Origin of the sequence: Mucilaginibacter sp. SMC90, assembly GCF_022811725.1 — a bacterium.
Taxonomy (GTDB): domain Bacteria; phylum Bacteroidota; class Bacteroidia; order Sphingobacteriales; family Sphingobacteriaceae; genus Mucilaginibacter.
Window position 1 is genome coordinate 785,140 of sequence record NZ_CP094527.1, and the last position, 15,577, is coordinate 800,716.

The window sequence follows — 15,577 nt, forward strand, 5'->3', positions numbered from 1 at the left end:
TGTTTCACAATTTTTTAGCTTACAATTTTATTATTTAAAGCAAAAACTATCAGTTCGGTGATATTTTTTACTTCCAGCTTACGGAAAATATTTTTGCGATGAGTTTCGATAGTGAGGCTGCTTAAAAAAAGTTTATTGGCTATTTCTTTAGTTGTAAGCCCGTTTTTAAGCAACTGAATGAGTTCGATCTCCCGTTTGGTAAGTTTGTATTTTTTGATGAGGTCATCATTATATGGTTGCTTAAATATCAAGGGCTTGGCATGATGAAAATATGTGTTACCATCAATAACTGTATTAATAACGTTGATGAGCTCTTCGGTAGTTGAAGCTTTTGGGATGTAACCATCGCCATATAGCATACATTGCTTAATTATAGAACTTTCCTCATACATCGATATAAAGATGATTTTGATGGAAGGGAAATTTTTCCTGATCTGCACGGCCGCTTCAATGCCGTTCATGTGCGGCATTAGCACATCCATCAGTATCAGATCGGGCTTTTTGATATTGAGCAGTTGCAAAAGCTGTTTGCCGTTAAGCACCTTATCAATAATTTGCATATTGGGTACTTTGGCCAATGATTGCTCCACCCCAAATGAAAAGGTGGGATGATCTTCTGCAATAATGATGTTTATGGTGTCTCTATTTGTTATCATTTGCCTCGTCGGTTTTTAAAACAGGTATGGTAATTATAAAGGTTGAACCATTATTGCCGCTGTCGATATGAATGATACCATTCAGAAATTCAACCCGCTTGGCTATGTTCCTTAACCCTATGCCACTTTTGTTGGTGACATTGTTCATACCAATGCCGTTATCTTCAATAATGATCTGGATGTAGGTATCAAGCAGAGCCAGCTGAACCGATGCTTCGCTGGCATCTGAATGTTTGATGATATTGGTTATCAATTCGTTGATGATCCGGTAAATGATCATAGCCGTAGTGCGGTCTATTGATTTTTCATCACCCTCAATAACCAGCTGAAACCTTGTTTTGCCATTGTAGTTTAGTTCATCTATGCGGTTTTGCAATGAAAAAAACAGGCCATCGTTAATAAAATCGTGAGGTAACAGGTCATGTGCTATTACCCGTACATCATCTGTTATTTTGGAGATAAGTTCCATTGTACGCTGGTAATCTGCTGTTTCCTGTTTATCCCGCACTTTATCAGGCGTATTGCTCAGGTGCAGTTTCAACGTGCTCAGGGTAGCGCCAACATCGTCATGCAGATCGCGGGCAATACGTTCCCGTTCGCTCTCCTGTACTTTAATGATTTCCTGCGCCCAGCTTTTGCGCAGTATCACAGTTTCATTGAGTGCCCGGATACTGTTGTTTTTTTCGTCTTTATATTTAAATACAAACATAACAGTGAGTGCCAGGATCTCGAAAGTGAAGGCGATAGTGATGTTGCCGGGTTCAATAAAAAACAGTTGACCAACCTGCAATGTGTTTAATATAAAATCAAGAAATGCCATCAATAAAAAAATAGTAGAGATGGAATAAAGAATAGTGTAGTAATGCCGCCTGATGATTCCGGCAATAATATTAAGCACCAGCAGTAATAGCCCCGAAAATGATAAATAATAGGCAGCCTGCCGGCCGATAGATGCAAATTGGTTATTGGCCGGGAGCGCAAATGAGTTAAATAGTACAATTGCCAACGCCACAAGAGCCATGATTTTGTACGCCCTGAAGATTTGGTAAAACAGCGGGAATTCCTGTTTTTGATTTACAAAAAGCTGAAAAATATTGAAAGAGAGGTACACCGGCAACAGTAGGAACAGGGATTTTGGTAAAAGCACCCAAAGGTTGTATATCCAGTCGGGAAAGGTAAATGAATCAAATAAAAACTCGTTGAGGTTGAAGCCGATAAGCGTGAGCACATATGCCGCATGCCAAAGGTGGATGCTATTTTTTAATGCAAGCCAAAGCAGGATGTTAAAGACCAGCGCAAACAAAAAATAGCCTATAAACTTGCCTATTAAAAAGGAGTAGTGTGTTTCCCAATCTAAATAATCCTCAACAGTAGTGATATCAGTAGGGAAGTAGATATTATCGGCATTGAAAGTTTCGGCTTTAACCAATAGTAATTTCGATTCGTGGGGTTGGAGTACTATTTTGAATGATGTACTGCGTACAGGATATGGCCGTTTATCAAGCGGGTCAAGGCTTGAGGAACTACCCACATAAATAAGTGAATCTTTGTTTTTATTAGCCTCGTAAAGGCTGAAGGTAATGTTGTTATTGTAAAAGCTCCATAAAATTGGTAAACGATAGGTTGTATCGTTTTTTACATGTACAGCAAGCCAGTAACTACTGTTGGTAAAACCCTGGTTAAAGGAACTTATACCCTTAGTTTCTGTAAACCTGCCTGCTTTTAAGCTATCAAATACTGCCGCCGGCGAAAGTTTACGGCTGCCATCCTTAAACCATGTATAATAATTACTCAGGTAATCGTTTATCGGGCCTTTAATGAACAATGTATCCACCCGCTGTGCCGAAGCCAGAAAGCAGGATAATATCAGCCATGAAAAGATAAGGCCTTTAAGTTTGGCGGGTTTTAATAGCCTGTTCATTAGGTTTGTTCATCAGTAAAATTAGCAGTTTTGATATATTTACTAATACCTGTTAACAGGTAATTGCGAACAACTTAATGAAAAAGCGTTTAAATAACGCCAAGGACATTCATAAAAACGTATAGGATAAGATTTCTTATCTCAACCTGTCGGCAGATTTTACCAGCTTCTCATCTTTTTTGATGCTTTTTTGTGCAAAGATGATCAATATGATGCTTAGTGAAGTAAGGAACAGGCCAATGCCCATGGAGTGTGTATCAAGGGTAATGTTGCCTGCTGTGCCTTTAACGGTTTGTGCCATCCAAAAGCTATAGCCAATAAGTACAAGTATAGCACTGTAGCAAAAGGCTATTTGCTGCTTGCGATTTTTATATAAAAAGATAATAACCAATGGAACAAGGGCCACAATAGCTGTAATAGCAGTAAGCGCCACAAACGTTTGGGTATGTTGTTGTACGCCGTTCACATCCTGGTAAATGCCTGTAACCATTATACTGGAAGGTTTATCATTTATATAAATGTTGTGGGCAAGCGGAAAAAAGAAAAGTGCAAACAGCACAAGGCTGGCGAACAAAAGGTAGATGCTTTGGATGCGTTGAAGCATGATATTAAATTATTATATGGGCAAATATAATTGTTTTGGTTATAGAGTGTAGCCGATTTGTTGCAGCGCTGAAATACTATGACCAAATTATGAACCCGCCATCGGCGGCAGATTATTAACTTTGCCATCGTGAACACCAATCAGCGTTATTTTATTGAACTGGCTTATAACGGTACTGCCTACCACGGCTGGCAGGTGCAGCAAAATGCTGTAAGTGTACAGGAACTATTGAACAAGGCCCTGAGTACCATATTGCGGCAGCCAATAGAAACAACAGGCTGTGGCCGTACTGATACCGGTGTACATGCCAAAGAGTTCTTCGCACATTTTGATGCCCCCCTACCCCCTGAAGGGGGAGTAAGCGCATTAGAAGGCATCCCCTTCAGGGGGCGGGGGGGGCTAAACGCCCTGCTCCCCTACGATATTGCCATAAAAAACGTTATCCCTGTTCATGCTGATGCACATGCCCGGTTTGATGCTACTGCACGCTCTTATCAATATCACATCCACTTTAATAAAGATCCTTTTTTGCACGGGGCTTCGTGGCAATTACGTGATATGCCCGATCTTGACCTGATGAACCAGTCGGCGGCTGTCATGATGGAATATATTGATTTTAGTTGTTTTAGCAAGTCAAATACCCAGGTTAAAACCAATAATTGTAAAATAACCCGTGCCGAATGGGTGAAAACTGAAAACGGAATAGTTTTCCATATAACTGCCGATAGGTTTTTGCGTAACATGGTACGTGCCATAGTAGGGACATTAATGACGATTGGCAGGGAAGAAATGAAGCCCGAAGGCATCCGTAATATTATTGAAAGTAAAAACCGTTCAAACGCAGGTACAAGTGTACCCGCCTGCGGATTGTATTTGACCGAGGTTAAATATCCCTATCAGCTTGGCACTCCATTAGCCCCCTAACCCCCTGAAGGGCGAACGATGGCGGAGGGTTGGTGAGATTGGATGATATATAAATTATACTTTAACTTTGAAATAGTGGCTAAAGAAAAAAAAGATACTAAGCAAGAAGCTTCAACATCAACGAATGGGGAAGCGATCAAACAAGCAGCACCCCCTTCAGGGGGCGGGGGGGGCGTAACCGGAAAGGCCCTTGACTGGAAGCTACTTGGCAGGGTAATGCATTACGTTAAGCCCTACAACAGAACGTTTGTTATAGCTACTTTCCTGACCATTTTTATAGCTGCCAATGCTTTGCTGCAGCCTATTTTGATTCAACGTACGCTGGATGTTAATATCCTGAACGATGATTACAACGGTTTGGTTTTTATGGTTGAGATCATGATAGCCCAGCTTATTATTCAAACCATTGCTCAGTATTATCAAACTTACTCAACCAACGCGCTTGGCCAGTATGTCATCCGCGATTTAAGGATCGATATTTTTAATCATATCACCAGCCTGAGGCTGAAGTACTTTGACCGCACTCCGATTGGTATGCTGATAACCCGCACAGTTTCCGATCTGGAAACTATTGCTGATATTTTTTCGGAAGGGCTGATCTCTATCATGGGTGATATGCTGCTGGTTGTGGCCGTGATTGGCTATATGCTTTGGCAAGACTGGAAACTGGCCCTGATCACCCTGATACCAATGCCTTTTTTGTTTGCTTCAACTTATGTATTTAAAGAGGCCATCAAATCATCGTTTCAGGAGGTGCGTACCCAGGTAGCCCGGCTCAATACCTTTTTGGCCGAGCATATTTCGGGCATCAGTGTGATCCAGATATTTGCCCGCGAAGACCAGGAAATGCGCAAGTTTAAAGCGGTGAACGAAAAATACCGGGATGCCAACATCCGCTCAAATTGGTATTACTCGATATTTTTTCCGGTGGTCGAAATTCTGTTTGCTATATGCATGGGGTTGCTGGTTTGGTATGGCTGTAAGCGCATGTTGTCTGATAGTCAAATGATGACCATTACGGCATCTGGTAAAGGTATTACACCAGGTTTGATCACCAGTTTTATCGTACTGCTCAACATGCTGTTCAGGCCTATCCGTCAATTAGCTGATAAATTTAATACCCTGCAAATGGGTATGGTTGGTGCCGACAGGATCTTTAAAGTATTGGATACCGACGAGGTGGCCGAAAATAAAGGTACACTTACCACAGGCAGATTGCAGGGCGATATCAGTTTTGACAAAGTTTGGTTTGCCTATAATGATGAAAACTGGGTGCTCAAAAACATCAACTTTCATATTAAACCCGGTGAAACATTGGCTTTGGTTGGTGCTACCGGTGCTGGTAAATCATCAACCATTAATATCCTGAACCGTTTTTATGAAATAGGCAAAGGATGTGTTAGGGTAGACGGGCATGATATTCATGATTATGATGTTAGCTATCTGCGTTCGCAAATAGCTACCGTGATACAGGATGTTTTTTTATTTAGCGATACCATTGCCAATAACATCAGCCTGAATAATCCTGCCATCACCCGCGATCAAATTATAGCCGCTGCCAAAGATGTTGGTGCGCATGATTTTATTGAGCGGTTACCCGGCGGATACGATTATAATGTGATGGAGCGCGGCTCAACGCTCTCGGCAGGGCAATCGCAACTGATCTCTTTTATCAGGGCATTGGTTTATAATCCGGCAATTTTGGTTTTGGATGAGGCAACTTCGTCTGTTGATACTGAAACGGAGATCCTGATCCAGAATGCCATCAATAAACTAATGGAGGGCCGTACAGCCATAGTGATAGCCCACAGGCTCTCAACCATTCAAAATGCCGACAGGATCATCGTACTTGACCACGGCGAGATCATGGAAATGGGTACACACCAGGAGTTGCTAAAAATTGAGAACGGCCACTACCGTAAGTTATATGACCTGCAGTTTAATTCGGCAGGGATTGCGAGGTGAGTTTGGGATATATAAAACCATGTCATTGCGAGGTACGAAGCAATCGCACGGAAGCATGGCCGCTCTGTATAGTATGCGGTTGCCACGCTATCGCTCGCAATGACATTTAAAATACTAAGCTATTTCTTCGGTACACTCTTAACCGAATGCACCGGCTGCTCTTCTTTTTCATGCTTTTTGGCGATATCGCCGCCATGAGGATTATCAGCATGATATTGTTTATCTTCTTTATGTACCTTGCTTTTGTGGCCATCATCAGCCGGCCTGTGGGTTGGTGTATCTGATGGCGAAGGCTTATCTTTTTCGTTTGCTGGCTTTGTCATAGTTTTAATAACAATAGCAATGGCGCTTTGTTTAACTCCAGATTTATATCAGAATTAACAGTTTAATTTGTCTGAACCAGGATTTGATGGGATTTGTCTGATTTAGCGGATTTTGTCTGAACCGGAATTTTTTGAATTAAGGAATTGTCGAATGCAAAAACAAATTCTGTAATTTATATAATTCGTTTAATTCGAGTTCAGATAAAAAATCAACGCAATCAACGAAATCAAAAAATCAACGGTTAGCTGTTAATAAATGTTAAATATGTTAAGGTAAGTTGTTATTAAACATATTTATAAGCAATAAACTTTTACCTTTAGGGTGGGTTTCTTATTTTCGCACAAATATGATGTTAACATGAGAGGGCAGGCTATCTCAAATCTCAGGTCTAATATCTCACATCTAACAAAAGTAAATGGAAGAATTTGAAGCAAGCGCATCCTCAAAAAAAACAAAAACCATATACATTTCAACTGTATTTGGTATTGCCATGGTGCTTTTAATGGTAGGATTGTTGGGTTTAATACTGGTGTATGCTAAAAATATCTCGAGCTATGTTAAAGAAAATATAGTGCTTAATATTTTTGTTGATGATGCTGCCCACGAAAGTGATGTACTGCAGCTTCAAAAACAATTGGATGGCAACATAATAGTAAAGCAAACCCAGTATGTGAGTAAAGAGCTTGCCGCCCGTAACCTGCAAAAAGATCTTGGCGAAGACTTTGTGAAGTTTTTAGGTTATAATCCGCTGTCGCAATCTGTTGATGTTTACCTGAAAGCAGAGTACGCCAATAATAAAGACATTGAAAAGTTTAAAGCCGAACTGCTTAAAAACCCCTTGATAAAAGAGGTTAAATACCAGCAATCACTTGTTGATCAGATGAACCAGAATGTGACAACCATCAGTTTGATCATTCTTACATTTGCCGGTATTTTTGTGGTGCTTTCGGTAGCGCTGATCAATAATACAATAAGGTTGGCCATTTACTCGCAACGGTTCCTGATCAAATCAATGCAGCTGGTTGGGGCAACCAAAGGCTTTATCCGTAAGCCGTTTTTGTTGTACGGTATCTGGCATGGTTTATTAGGCGGACTGATTGCCATTATCCTGCTAATAGGTACCTTATATGTAGCTTACGATAATGTACCCGACCTGGTGTTTTTACAAAACTACACTGAGTTTGGTATAGTGTTTTTAGGTGTTGTTGGCCTGGGTATTTTTATATCGGGCTTTAGTACCTTTTTAGCAGTTAACAAGTTTTTACGTTTAAAAATATACGATCTGTACAGATAGAGGATAAAGGCAAAAGGTTAAAACTGAAAGGTTTTGCCAGGGCTTTAAGTCAATAATTAATTAACTCGATAATTCAATCATTAAAAATATATGGCACAAAAATTTAAACCAACCGCTCCTGTAAAAACAGCTGCCACAGCTTCGCCGGCAACAGCAGGTGCTGCAAAAGCTACTGCGCCGGTGCAACAGGTACAATTCATATTTGATAAAAGCAATTACCGTATGCTGATCATCAGTGTGGCTGTTGTTGCTTTGGGCTTTGTGCTGATGTCTGGCACTACAGATATTTACAGTACTACTAAAATAGTTGTAGCCCCAATTGTAGTTTTGGGAGGCTTTGCTTTAGGATTCTTCGCTATTCTTAAAAAGCCATCGGCTAATTAATAAAGTATTATGCTGATTTTTACAGCAGGTTTGTTTAAGCAACCTGCTGTAAATAACATATACCTCTACCTCAACCCCTTAAATTTCCAATGAATCTCATCCATGTTATTATCCTTGCAATAATTGAAGGGATAACTGAATTTTTGCCTGTTTCGTCGACAGGACACATGATTATTGCCTCATCAATTATGGGCATAGCTTCCGATCCATTTGTTAAGCTTTTTACCGTTGCCATACAATTAGGCGCCATATTATCAGTAGTGGTATTATATTGGAAAAGGTTTTTGCAATCGGTTAATTTTTATTTAAAATTATTTATAGCATTTATCCCTGCTGCCGTGTTCGGCTTTTTATTTAGTAAAAAGATCGACGCGTTAATGGAGAGCGCTCTTACCGTAGGTATTACGCTTTTTGTAGGCGGCATTATTTTGTTATTTGTTGATAAATGGTTTAACAAGCCGGTGATTAAAGAAGAAAAGGAAATCAGCAATTTGACAGCTCTTAAAATAGGTTTTTTTCAGTGCCTCGCCATGATTCCGGGTACCTCACGTTCGGCGGCTACTATAGTTGGCGGGATGAGTCAAAAGCTGAGCCGTACTGCTGCAGCCGAGTTTTCTTTCTTTTTAGCGGTGCCTACTATGTTTGCTGCGACTGCAAAGAAACTGCTTGATTTCCATAAAGACGGGCATGTTTTTACCGGCGAAGAAATTAAATTATTGGCTATCGGCAACGTTATAGCATTTATTGTGGCTATGCTGGCTATTAAAACCTTTATTACTTTTCTTGAACGCAAAGGATTTAAACTGTTTGGTTGGTACCGTATTGTTATAGGTGCTATCATTATCGGCTTGATATATAGCGGCCATCCACTGCAAACGATATAGAATTACTGAGATATTAATTTTATAAAACGCCGGATCATCATCCTTATTTAAAGATGATGATCCGGCGTTGTAATTTAAGGAGATCGATTTTAAAAGACGCAGCTCCTGTAGAGCCGAAGAAATTAAGGTTGTTTATAGCCTAAGCCGGAGTGATTTAGACTCCATAGGTGCCACGTGTTGAATGTTAGTTTTATACGCAATTTCCCTCCCTCCTTCAATCAATCCTAAAATCGTACCTTTGCCAAAAAGCGGATAATTTGATCCGGGTAAATAAAAGATTTGAAGAACACGTACACCAAAATAGAAGAATTTGCTGAAGGCCAGCTGTTGTTAGTTAACAAGCCATACCAATGGACAAGCTTTGATGTGGTTGGCAAACTTCGTAATTCGTTTAAGCCGTTAAAACTTAAGGTAGGCCATGCGGGCACACTTGACCCACTGGCTACAGGGTTACTCATCATCTGTACCGGTAAAATGACCAAGCAGATAGATACTTTCCAGGCCGAAGAAAAGGAATATACCGGTACTATGGTATTAGGCGCAACAACGCCATCATATGATATGGAAACCGGGCCCGACAAAAGTTTCGATATCAGCCAACTGACCGAAGAAATGCTGCGTAATAACTGCGGACAGTTTATCGGCGACATCCAGCAATATCCTCCGGCACACTCAGCCATAAAAGTTGATGGTGAGCGCTTGTACGAAAAGGCACGCCGCGGCGAAGATGTGGAGCTAAAGCTGCGTAACGTAACCATAATGGAATTTGAGCTAACCCGTATTGAACTGCCCGAAGTTGATTTCAGGGTAGTGTGCAGCAAGGGTACCTATATTCGCTCATTGGTGAATGATTTTGGAGCTGCTTTGAATAACGGGGCTTATCTGTCAAAATTAAGGCGTACGCGCAGTGGCAATTTCAAAATTGAAGATGCCTGGGAGGTGATGGAGCTGGTAAATACTGTAAGGGAATTAAAAGTATCAGATGTGCATACAGCACGGTAAAAGAAATTTACAAAGCGCAAACACTCCGGTTGTTAATCCCATCAACTAAAAATTAACTTTGTGTTTTACTCATATCATTAATGAGGGTTTATAATAATATTGACGAATTTACAGCGGTAAACAATGCAGTAGTCACCATCGGTACATTTGATGGGGTACACATTGGTCACCGGAAAATTATATCAGGTATTAAGGAACTGGCCGAAAGCACAGGCGGCGAAACGGTCATCCTTACTTTTTTTCCGCATCCGCGTATGATCTTGCATCCGGAAGATGAAAGCCTTAAACTGATAACCACCATAGCCGAAAAGGCCGAGCTTATGGATCAGCTTGGTGTCGATCACCTTATTATCACCCCATTTTCAAGAGACTTTTCTAATCAATCTGCAGAAAGCTATATCCGCGACGTGCTGGTAAATAAGATCGGTACAAAAAAAATAGTGATAGGTTACGACCATCGTTTTGGAAAAGACCGGAAGGGCGGCCTTGAAGATTTGCAGCGCCTCGGTCCGGTTTATGGGTTCGATGTGGTAGAGATTCCTGAGCAGGATATTAACGAGGTAGCTATCAGTTCAACCCGCATCCGCAACGCTTTGTTAAGTGGCGATATTGATTTGGCTAATGCTTTTTTAGGCTACCCTTTCTTCATCACCGGAAAGGTTGTTCGGGGCGATCAGATCGGCAGACAGATTGGTTACCCAACGGCCAATATTGTGGTTGAAGAGAAATATAAGCTTATTCCGGGCGATGGTATTTTTGCGGTTACGGTTATCGTATCCGATCAAAAATATAAAGGGATGGCCTATATAGGCAGTCGCCCAACGGTGAATGGCCTTACCCGTAATATCGAGGTGAATATCTTTGATTTTAACGAAGAGATCTATAACCAAACCATCCGGATGGAATTTCATCACTATATCCGCGGCGACGTTAAGTTTTCATCGCTTGATGAATTAAAAGTACAGCTGGCGCAGGATAAGGTGGATGTGTTGAATCTTGAATTTTAAAGGAACCATGATTTTAGTGATTTAAAGATTACCTTGAATTTGGTATCGATTATATCAGGCAATCTTTAAATCAAGGTTCAGTCTAATGTTTAAAAAACGATAGATAGATCTGTTTCACAACATGATATGCAGCAAATGCAAAAAACAGAACCGCTATACTGGTATTGATGAGTTTGGTGCTTAACGCAAATCGCTCCTGAATGTACTTGGCAAATTTGGCATAGATAAACAGACATAGAAATGCGCCTGCTGCCGAACCTAAACTGAAAATTACAAGGGCTACACGACCGTCGAGAATCCACTCATGGGTTATAAGGTAGGTGCCTGTAACCATCCAAAAGGGTACCTGCATAGGGTTTAAAAAGCCCAATAGGATCCCATATTTAATACTGGCATGTTCAGAATAGTTAGTTTTTGGCGGGGCGTTACGATGGATCCAGGTGATGTAGCCCATCACACCAAATAAAACAACCATGATCCAATCGATAATGGTACCAAGTTTCAACTGCCCCGAAAGCCAGCGGGCAGCATGCATGATGAAATAAGTAAAGAAAAATTCGACAGCCGAAAATGCGGTTATAAAGCGCACTGCTTCCTTAATGCCACGGTTTATAGTGATTTGTACTAAAGTCAGGTTTATGTTGCCGGGTGGTATATAGCCTATGAAATTAGCTATAAGCCCGATGAAAAAAGTCAAAAATATCATCGCAGCAAAGATAGGTTGTTAATTGAAGTTGGCAAATGGGTGGATGTGCAAATTTCAGATGTGTAAATGTGCAGATGATTTTCATTTTTTCATCCCAGTTCAACAATCTGACATCTGTAATCTGCACATTTGCACATCGGTTCATCTTCCTTACATTTGCAATCTTTAATTTGTTAACATGCCAACAGAAAAAATAGTTTCATTACTGCCGGCCGCCACCGAAATAATTTGCGCTTTAGGACTTGAAGAGAATTTAGTGGGCCGCTCGCACGAGTGCGATTTTCCGGAGTCGGTAAAGCAGCTACCCGTATGTACCGAAGCTAATTTTCCTGATGGTTTAAGCAGTGCCGATATCGATGTAAAGGTTAAAGAGATCCTGGCCGATGCACTTTCGGTTTATACCGTTAAACGTGAACAGATCAAAGCTCTCGCTCCTGATGTTGTTGTAACCCAGGCCCAGTGCGATGTTTGTGCGGTATCCCTGAAAGATGTTGAAGAGGCGCTGGAAAACTATCTTGATAAGCAGGCTCAGATTATATCGCTGCAGCCCAATAGTCTTGATGATATCCTAAACGATATTACCAGCATTGCTAATGCACTTAACGTACAGCAGGCAGGTGCCGAGCTGGTTGAAAATTTGCGGGAACGTGTTGATATCATAAAACACAAACTGAAGTTTATTGACAGTAAGCCTACCGTTGCTTGTATTGAATGGCTTGAACCTTTAATGATATCTGGCAATTGGGTGCCCGGCCTTATAAATATAGCCGGCGGAACACCGGTATTGGCTCAGGAAGGCAAGCATTCGCCATATATTGAGTGGGATGATATCCTGCAGCAGGATCCTGAAATTATCGTAGTAATGCCTTGTGGCTTTAGTATAGAACGTACAATGCGCGAGATCAACCTGCTGCTTGACCGTCCCGGTTTTTCATCACTCAAAGCAGTAAAGAACGACAGGTTTTATATTGCCGATGGTAACCAATATTTTAATCGTCCCGGCCCGCGTATCGTTGATTCCATTGAGATCCTGGCCGAAATTATCCGCCCGAAACAGTTCATATTTGGGTATGAAGGCGAAGGATGGATCAAGTTCTCTCTTTGAGTCTTAGGTCGAAAGTTTTAAGTGTTAAGTAAGAAAATAACAAAGTAGACAGATAACTGTAATTTGTCCGAAATGTAGACTTAAGACTTTGTGCTTTAGACTAAATACTTCTTTAAATTACTTATTAAAATAATTTAAAAAGTAATATATTTACTTGTCTGCTATCTCTCAGGCAAAGGATCAATTATGAACAAAATTTTTATGCTGATGGTTATCGCTGCTGTTTTTGTATGCAGCGGGTTTAAAATTAATGATGATAAAAAACCGAACGTTGCCGAGCTTTATCTAAACTGGCAGGTGATGGACAACAACTATCAGAATAAAAATGAAGCCCTTACTGCCCTGGTAATTACTAACAAAAGTCATGAAACTTTACCGGCAGGAGGGTGGAAGATTTATTTTAATTCGGGGCGTGGTTTTACAAAAGCAGCTGTAAGCAATAATGCCCTTATCGAACAGGTTAACGGCGATATGTACAGTATAACGCCAACTTCAGGTTTTAAAGACCTTAAACCCGGCGCAACCGCCCGTATTGAATTTGTGTGCGATGATCCTGTAGTGAATATTACAGATGCTCCTGAAGGCCCTTACCTGGTTTGGGATAATGCTCCTGAAAAAGGCTACTCTTTCGGCTCATATGATATCACGCCCTATAAACCAACTTACCAAGGCTTAATAACCCCCGAAATTGTTTATGACAGAAATAAAACAGTTTCCGATATCCCCGCTGGTCAGTTAGTAAAAGTTTTCCCTACGCCGGTAAGTTATAGCCTAAGCAACGGCAGTTTTTCGTTCTCTCCGGGAGTTCGGATTTCCTCTGGTGATGCGCGGTTTAACAAAGAAGCCGCGGTTTTGCGTAATTACATCGCTGCCATCTTCGGAAAAAAGGAAGCCGTTAAATCTTCTGCCAATGTCATTTCATTTGAATACAAAGCCGGCCTGGGCGAAGAAGCTTATGAGTTAAGTGTCAAATCATCTGCTGTTACTATCCGTGCATCTACAAGCACCGGCATATATTACGGCATCCAATCATTCAAAAGCCTGATCCCGGCGAGTTCCTTGGCCAAAACACCATCCTCAGTACAAATTCCATGTGTAGAGGTTGCCGATGCACCGCGTTTTGCGCATCGGGCGGTGATGCTGGATGTTGCCCGTAACTTTCAATCAAAACAACAGGTATTGAAACTGCTGGAGGCTATGAGCCTGTATAAACTGAACACACTGCACCTGCATCTAACAGATGATGAAGGGTGGAGGATAGAAATTCCATCATTGCCAGAGCTTACCTCGGTTGCTTCAAAACGGGGCCATACGCTGGATAGCAAACATCATTTGCCACCGTCACATGGTTCTGGTCCGGAGGTTAACAATCTTTTCGGCACCGGCTATTACACCAGGGCCGATTATATCGAGATCCTGAAATATGCCAGCGATCGCCATATCACCGTAATACCTGAGATTGAAACACCCGGCCATGCCCGCGGAGCCATCAAAGCAATGAACGCCCGCTATGACCGCCTGATAGCCGAAGGCAAAAAAGCCGAAGCTGAAAAGTATTTGTTGTACGACCAGAACGATAAATCAGATTACCGCTCAGTACAATACTGGAACGATAACGTGATCGATGTATCGCTGCCATCAACCTATAACTTTGTTGAGGCCGTAGTTAATGACCTCATTAGTACTTATAAAGAAGCAGGCGCACCGCTGCCAACAATTCATTTTGGTGGGGATGAAGTGCCTGCCAATGTATGGGAAAAATCGCCAGCTTATGCGGCGCTTAAGGCTACTCATCCTGAAATACAAAGCACCAATGATCTTTGGTATTATTTTTATGGTCGCGTTAATGAGATCCTGAAAGCTAAAGGGATCCTGCTTTCGGGTTGGGAAGAGATGGCACTTCGTAAAACCACGCTGGATGGTCAGCCGGCATATGTACCTAATCCTGATTTTACAAAAGAGCATTTACAAGTTGATGTTTGGAACAACGTATTAGGTGCCGGACAGGAAGATTTGGCCTATCGTTTAGCCAATGGCGGTTACAAGGTTGTATTGACCTGTGTTACCAACTTGTACTTTGATATGGCCAACTATAAATCATTTGATGAGCCGGGCTATTACTGGGGCGCATTTTTGGGTATAGATAAGTTCTTTTCATTCATCCCGTATGATTATTTTAAAAATGCCGATGTTGATAAACAAGGCAACCCGATAAACAGGAATATCTTTATCGGCAAGCAACGCCTAACCGACTATGGTAAAAGTAATATAGTAGGCTTGCAAGGCGCATTATGGGCCGAGACAGTTAAAGGCCCTGAGCGAATGGATTATATGATTTTCCCCCGCTTGCTTGGTTTAGCTGAACGTGCCTGGGCGCAGGACCCGGCCTGGGCTACTGAAAAAGATCCGGCAAAAAGTAAAGAAGCATACCAGGTGGCCTGGTCAAACTTTTTGAATGTGTTAGGTAAACGTGAATTACCACGTTTAACTTATTACAATGGCGGTTATGACTATCGTGTGCCGAAACCGGGTATTAGTCTGCAGGATGGTAAATACCTGAGTAATGTGGAGTTTCCCGGCTTAACTATCCGTTACACAACCAATGGTAAAGATCCGGATGCCTCAAGTAAAGTTTATACGGGTCCGGTTAATTATAATGGTGGTGTTATTAAATTCCGTGCTTTTGATCCTAAAGGCAGGGGGGGTAATGTTGCCGAGGGAGGGAATAATAACTTGAATCCGTAACTCAGTTTGCAGTTTTAGGTTTGCAGTTTGCAAGCCGGAAAAAGGCCCTGTGTTTT

The 15,577-nt window shown here is 41.4% G+C and carries 14 protein-coding genes; 9 read left to right on the forward strand and 5 right to left on the reverse strand.

Translation table 11 applies throughout. The annotated features are described in order from the left end of the window. Positions 1 to 14 precede the first annotated feature (14 nt). From MTO98_RS03490 to MTO98_RS03500, 3 genes are all read right to left on the reverse strand, one after another. A complete protein-coding gene (locus MTO98_RS03490; RefSeq protein WP_243485244.1) occupies positions 15 to 656 on the reverse strand; it encodes a response regulator transcription factor in 642 nt (213 codons plus the stop codon). Continuing rightward, entirely contained in the window at positions 643 to 2,577 is a 1,935-nt protein-coding gene (locus tag MTO98_RS03495) for an ATP-binding protein (protein WP_243485245.1), read from the reverse strand. Before MTO98_RS03495 ends, MTO98_RS03490 begins: the two co-directional genes overlap by 14 nt. Positions 2,578 to 2,713: 136 nt before the next feature. After that, on the reverse strand, positions 2,714 to 3,181 hold the full coding sequence (locus MTO98_RS03500) for a DUF4293 domain-containing protein (protein WP_243485246.1): 468 nt from the start codon (positions 3,179 to 3,181) through the stop codon (positions 2,714 to 2,716). Positions 3,182 to 3,310: 129 nt separating this feature from the next. Between MTO98_RS03500 and truA the strand changes: the two genes are divergently transcribed. Both truA and MTO98_RS03510 read left to right on the forward strand, forming a co-directional pair. Beyond that, positions 3,311 to 4,105, forward strand: a complete 795-nt coding sequence (gene truA / locus MTO98_RS03505) for a tRNA pseudouridine(38-40) synthase TruA (protein ID WP_243485247.1) — start codon at positions 3,311 to 3,313, stop codon at positions 4,103 to 4,105. A gap of 216 nt (positions 4,106 to 4,321) precedes the next feature. Further along, positions 4,322 to 6,070, forward strand: coding sequence for an ABC transporter ATP-binding protein (locus MTO98_RS03510; RefSeq protein WP_243487911.1), 1,749 nt, complete (start codon positions 4,322 to 4,324; stop codon positions 6,068 to 6,070). Positions 6,071 to 6,189: 119 nt separating this feature from the next. Here the strand turns inward: MTO98_RS03510 and MTO98_RS03515 are convergent, their stop codons facing one another. Next, positions 6,190 to 6,393: a hypothetical protein gene (locus MTO98_RS03515; RefSeq protein ID WP_243485248.1), complete on the reverse strand. Its 204-nt coding sequence runs from the start codon at positions 6,391 to 6,393 to the stop codon at positions 6,190 to 6,192. Positions 6,394 to 6,809: 416 nt separating this feature from the next. Between MTO98_RS03515 and MTO98_RS03520 the strand changes: the two genes are divergently transcribed. The 5 genes from MTO98_RS03520 (at position 6,810) to MTO98_RS03540 (ending at position 10,965) form a co-directional block, all read left to right on the forward strand. Then, a complete protein-coding gene (locus tag MTO98_RS03520; protein WP_243485249.1) occupies positions 6,810 to 7,688 on the forward strand; it encodes an ABC transporter permease in 879 nt (292 codons plus the stop codon). A gap of 90 nt (positions 7,689 to 7,778) precedes the next feature. Next, positions 7,779 to 8,072 carry a DUF3098 domain-containing protein gene (locus MTO98_RS03525; protein ID WP_371825402.1) on the forward strand — a complete coding sequence of 98 codons (294 nt, stop codon included), beginning with the start codon at positions 7,779 to 7,781 and terminating at the stop codon, positions 8,070 to 8,072. Between the two features lie 89 nt (positions 8,073 to 8,161). Beyond that, positions 8,162 to 8,956, forward strand: a complete 795-nt coding sequence (locus MTO98_RS03530) for an undecaprenyl-diphosphate phosphatase (RefSeq protein WP_243485250.1) — start codon at positions 8,162 to 8,164, stop codon at positions 8,954 to 8,956. Between the two features lie 270 nt (positions 8,957 to 9,226). Then, positions 9,227 to 9,958 carry a tRNA pseudouridine(55) synthase TruB gene (gene truB / locus MTO98_RS03535; RefSeq protein WP_371825422.1) on the forward strand — a complete coding sequence of 244 codons (732 nt, stop codon included), beginning with the start codon at positions 9,227 to 9,229 and terminating at the stop codon, positions 9,956 to 9,958. Positions 9,959 to 10,038: 80 nt separating this feature from the next. After that, positions 10,039 to 10,965, forward strand: coding sequence for a bifunctional riboflavin kinase/FAD synthetase (locus tag MTO98_RS03540; protein ID WP_243485252.1), 927 nt, complete (start codon positions 10,039 to 10,041; stop codon positions 10,963 to 10,965). An 82-nt stretch (positions 10,966 to 11,047) separates the two neighbouring features. Here the strand turns inward: MTO98_RS03540 and MTO98_RS03545 are convergent, their stop codons facing one another. Next, a complete protein-coding gene (locus MTO98_RS03545; protein ID WP_243485253.1) occupies positions 11,048 to 11,671 on the reverse strand; it encodes a LysE family transporter in 624 nt (207 codons plus the stop codon). A gap of 178 nt (positions 11,672 to 11,849) precedes the next feature. Between MTO98_RS03545 and MTO98_RS03550 the strand changes: the two genes are divergently transcribed. Next, a complete protein-coding gene (locus MTO98_RS03550) occupies positions 11,850 to 12,776 on the forward strand; it encodes a cobalamin-binding protein (RefSeq protein ID WP_243485254.1) in 927 nt (308 codons plus the stop codon). A 186-nt stretch (positions 12,777 to 12,962) separates the two neighbouring features. Beyond that, positions 12,963 to 15,521 (forward strand): family 20 glycosylhydrolase, encoded by a 2,559-nt coding sequence (locus MTO98_RS03555; protein ID WP_243485255.1) that lies wholly within the window; start codon positions 12,963 to 12,965, stop codon positions 15,519 to 15,521. Positions 15,522 to 15,577: the final 56 nt, after the last annotated feature.

What these genes read in the sequence shown, in the direction of transcription:
- MTO98_RS03490 (WP_243485244.1), bottom strand. Translation starts at nt 656, where the DNA reads ATGATAACAAATAGAGACACCATAAACATCATTATTGCAGAAGATCAT.
- MTO98_RS03525 (WP_371825402.1), top strand. Translation starts at nt 7,779, where the DNA reads ATGGCACAAAAATTTAAACCAACCGCTCCTGTAAAAACAGCTGCCACA.
- MTO98_RS03510 (WP_243487911.1), top strand. Translation starts at nt 4,322, where the DNA reads ATGCATTACGTTAAGCCCTACAACAGAACGTTTGTTATAGCTACTTTC.
- MTO98_RS03550 (WP_243485254.1), top strand. Translation starts at nt 11,850, where the DNA reads ATGCCAACAGAAAAAATAGTTTCATTACTGCCGGCCGCCACCGAAATA.
- MTO98_RS03515 (WP_243485248.1), bottom strand. Translation starts at nt 6,393, where the DNA reads ATGACAAAGCCAGCAAACGAAAAAGATAAGCCTTCGCCATCAGATACA.
- MTO98_RS03500 (WP_243485246.1), bottom strand. Translation starts at nt 3,181, where the DNA reads ATGCTTCAACGCATCCAAAGCATCTACCTTTTGTTCGCCAGCCTTGTG.
- MTO98_RS03495 (WP_243485245.1), bottom strand. Translation starts at nt 2,577, where the DNA reads ATGAACAGGCTATTAAAACCCGCCAAACTTAAAGGCCTTATCTTTTCA.
- MTO98_RS03540 (WP_243485252.1), top strand. Translation starts at nt 10,039, where the DNA reads ATGAGGGTTTATAATAATATTGACGAATTTACAGCGGTAAACAATGCA.
- MTO98_RS03545 (WP_243485253.1), bottom strand. Translation starts at nt 11,671, where the DNA reads ATGATATTTTTGACTTTTTTCATCGGGCTTATAGCTAATTTCATAGGC.
- MTO98_RS03520 (WP_243485249.1), top strand. Translation starts at nt 6,810, where the DNA reads ATGGAAGAATTTGAAGCAAGCGCATCCTCAAAAAAAACAAAAACCATA.
- MTO98_RS03530 (WP_243485250.1), top strand. Translation starts at nt 8,162, where the DNA reads ATGAATCTCATCCATGTTATTATCCTTGCAATAATTGAAGGGATAACT.
- MTO98_RS03555 (WP_243485255.1), top strand. Translation starts at nt 12,963, where the DNA reads ATGAACAAAATTTTTATGCTGATGGTTATCGCTGCTGTTTTTGTATGC.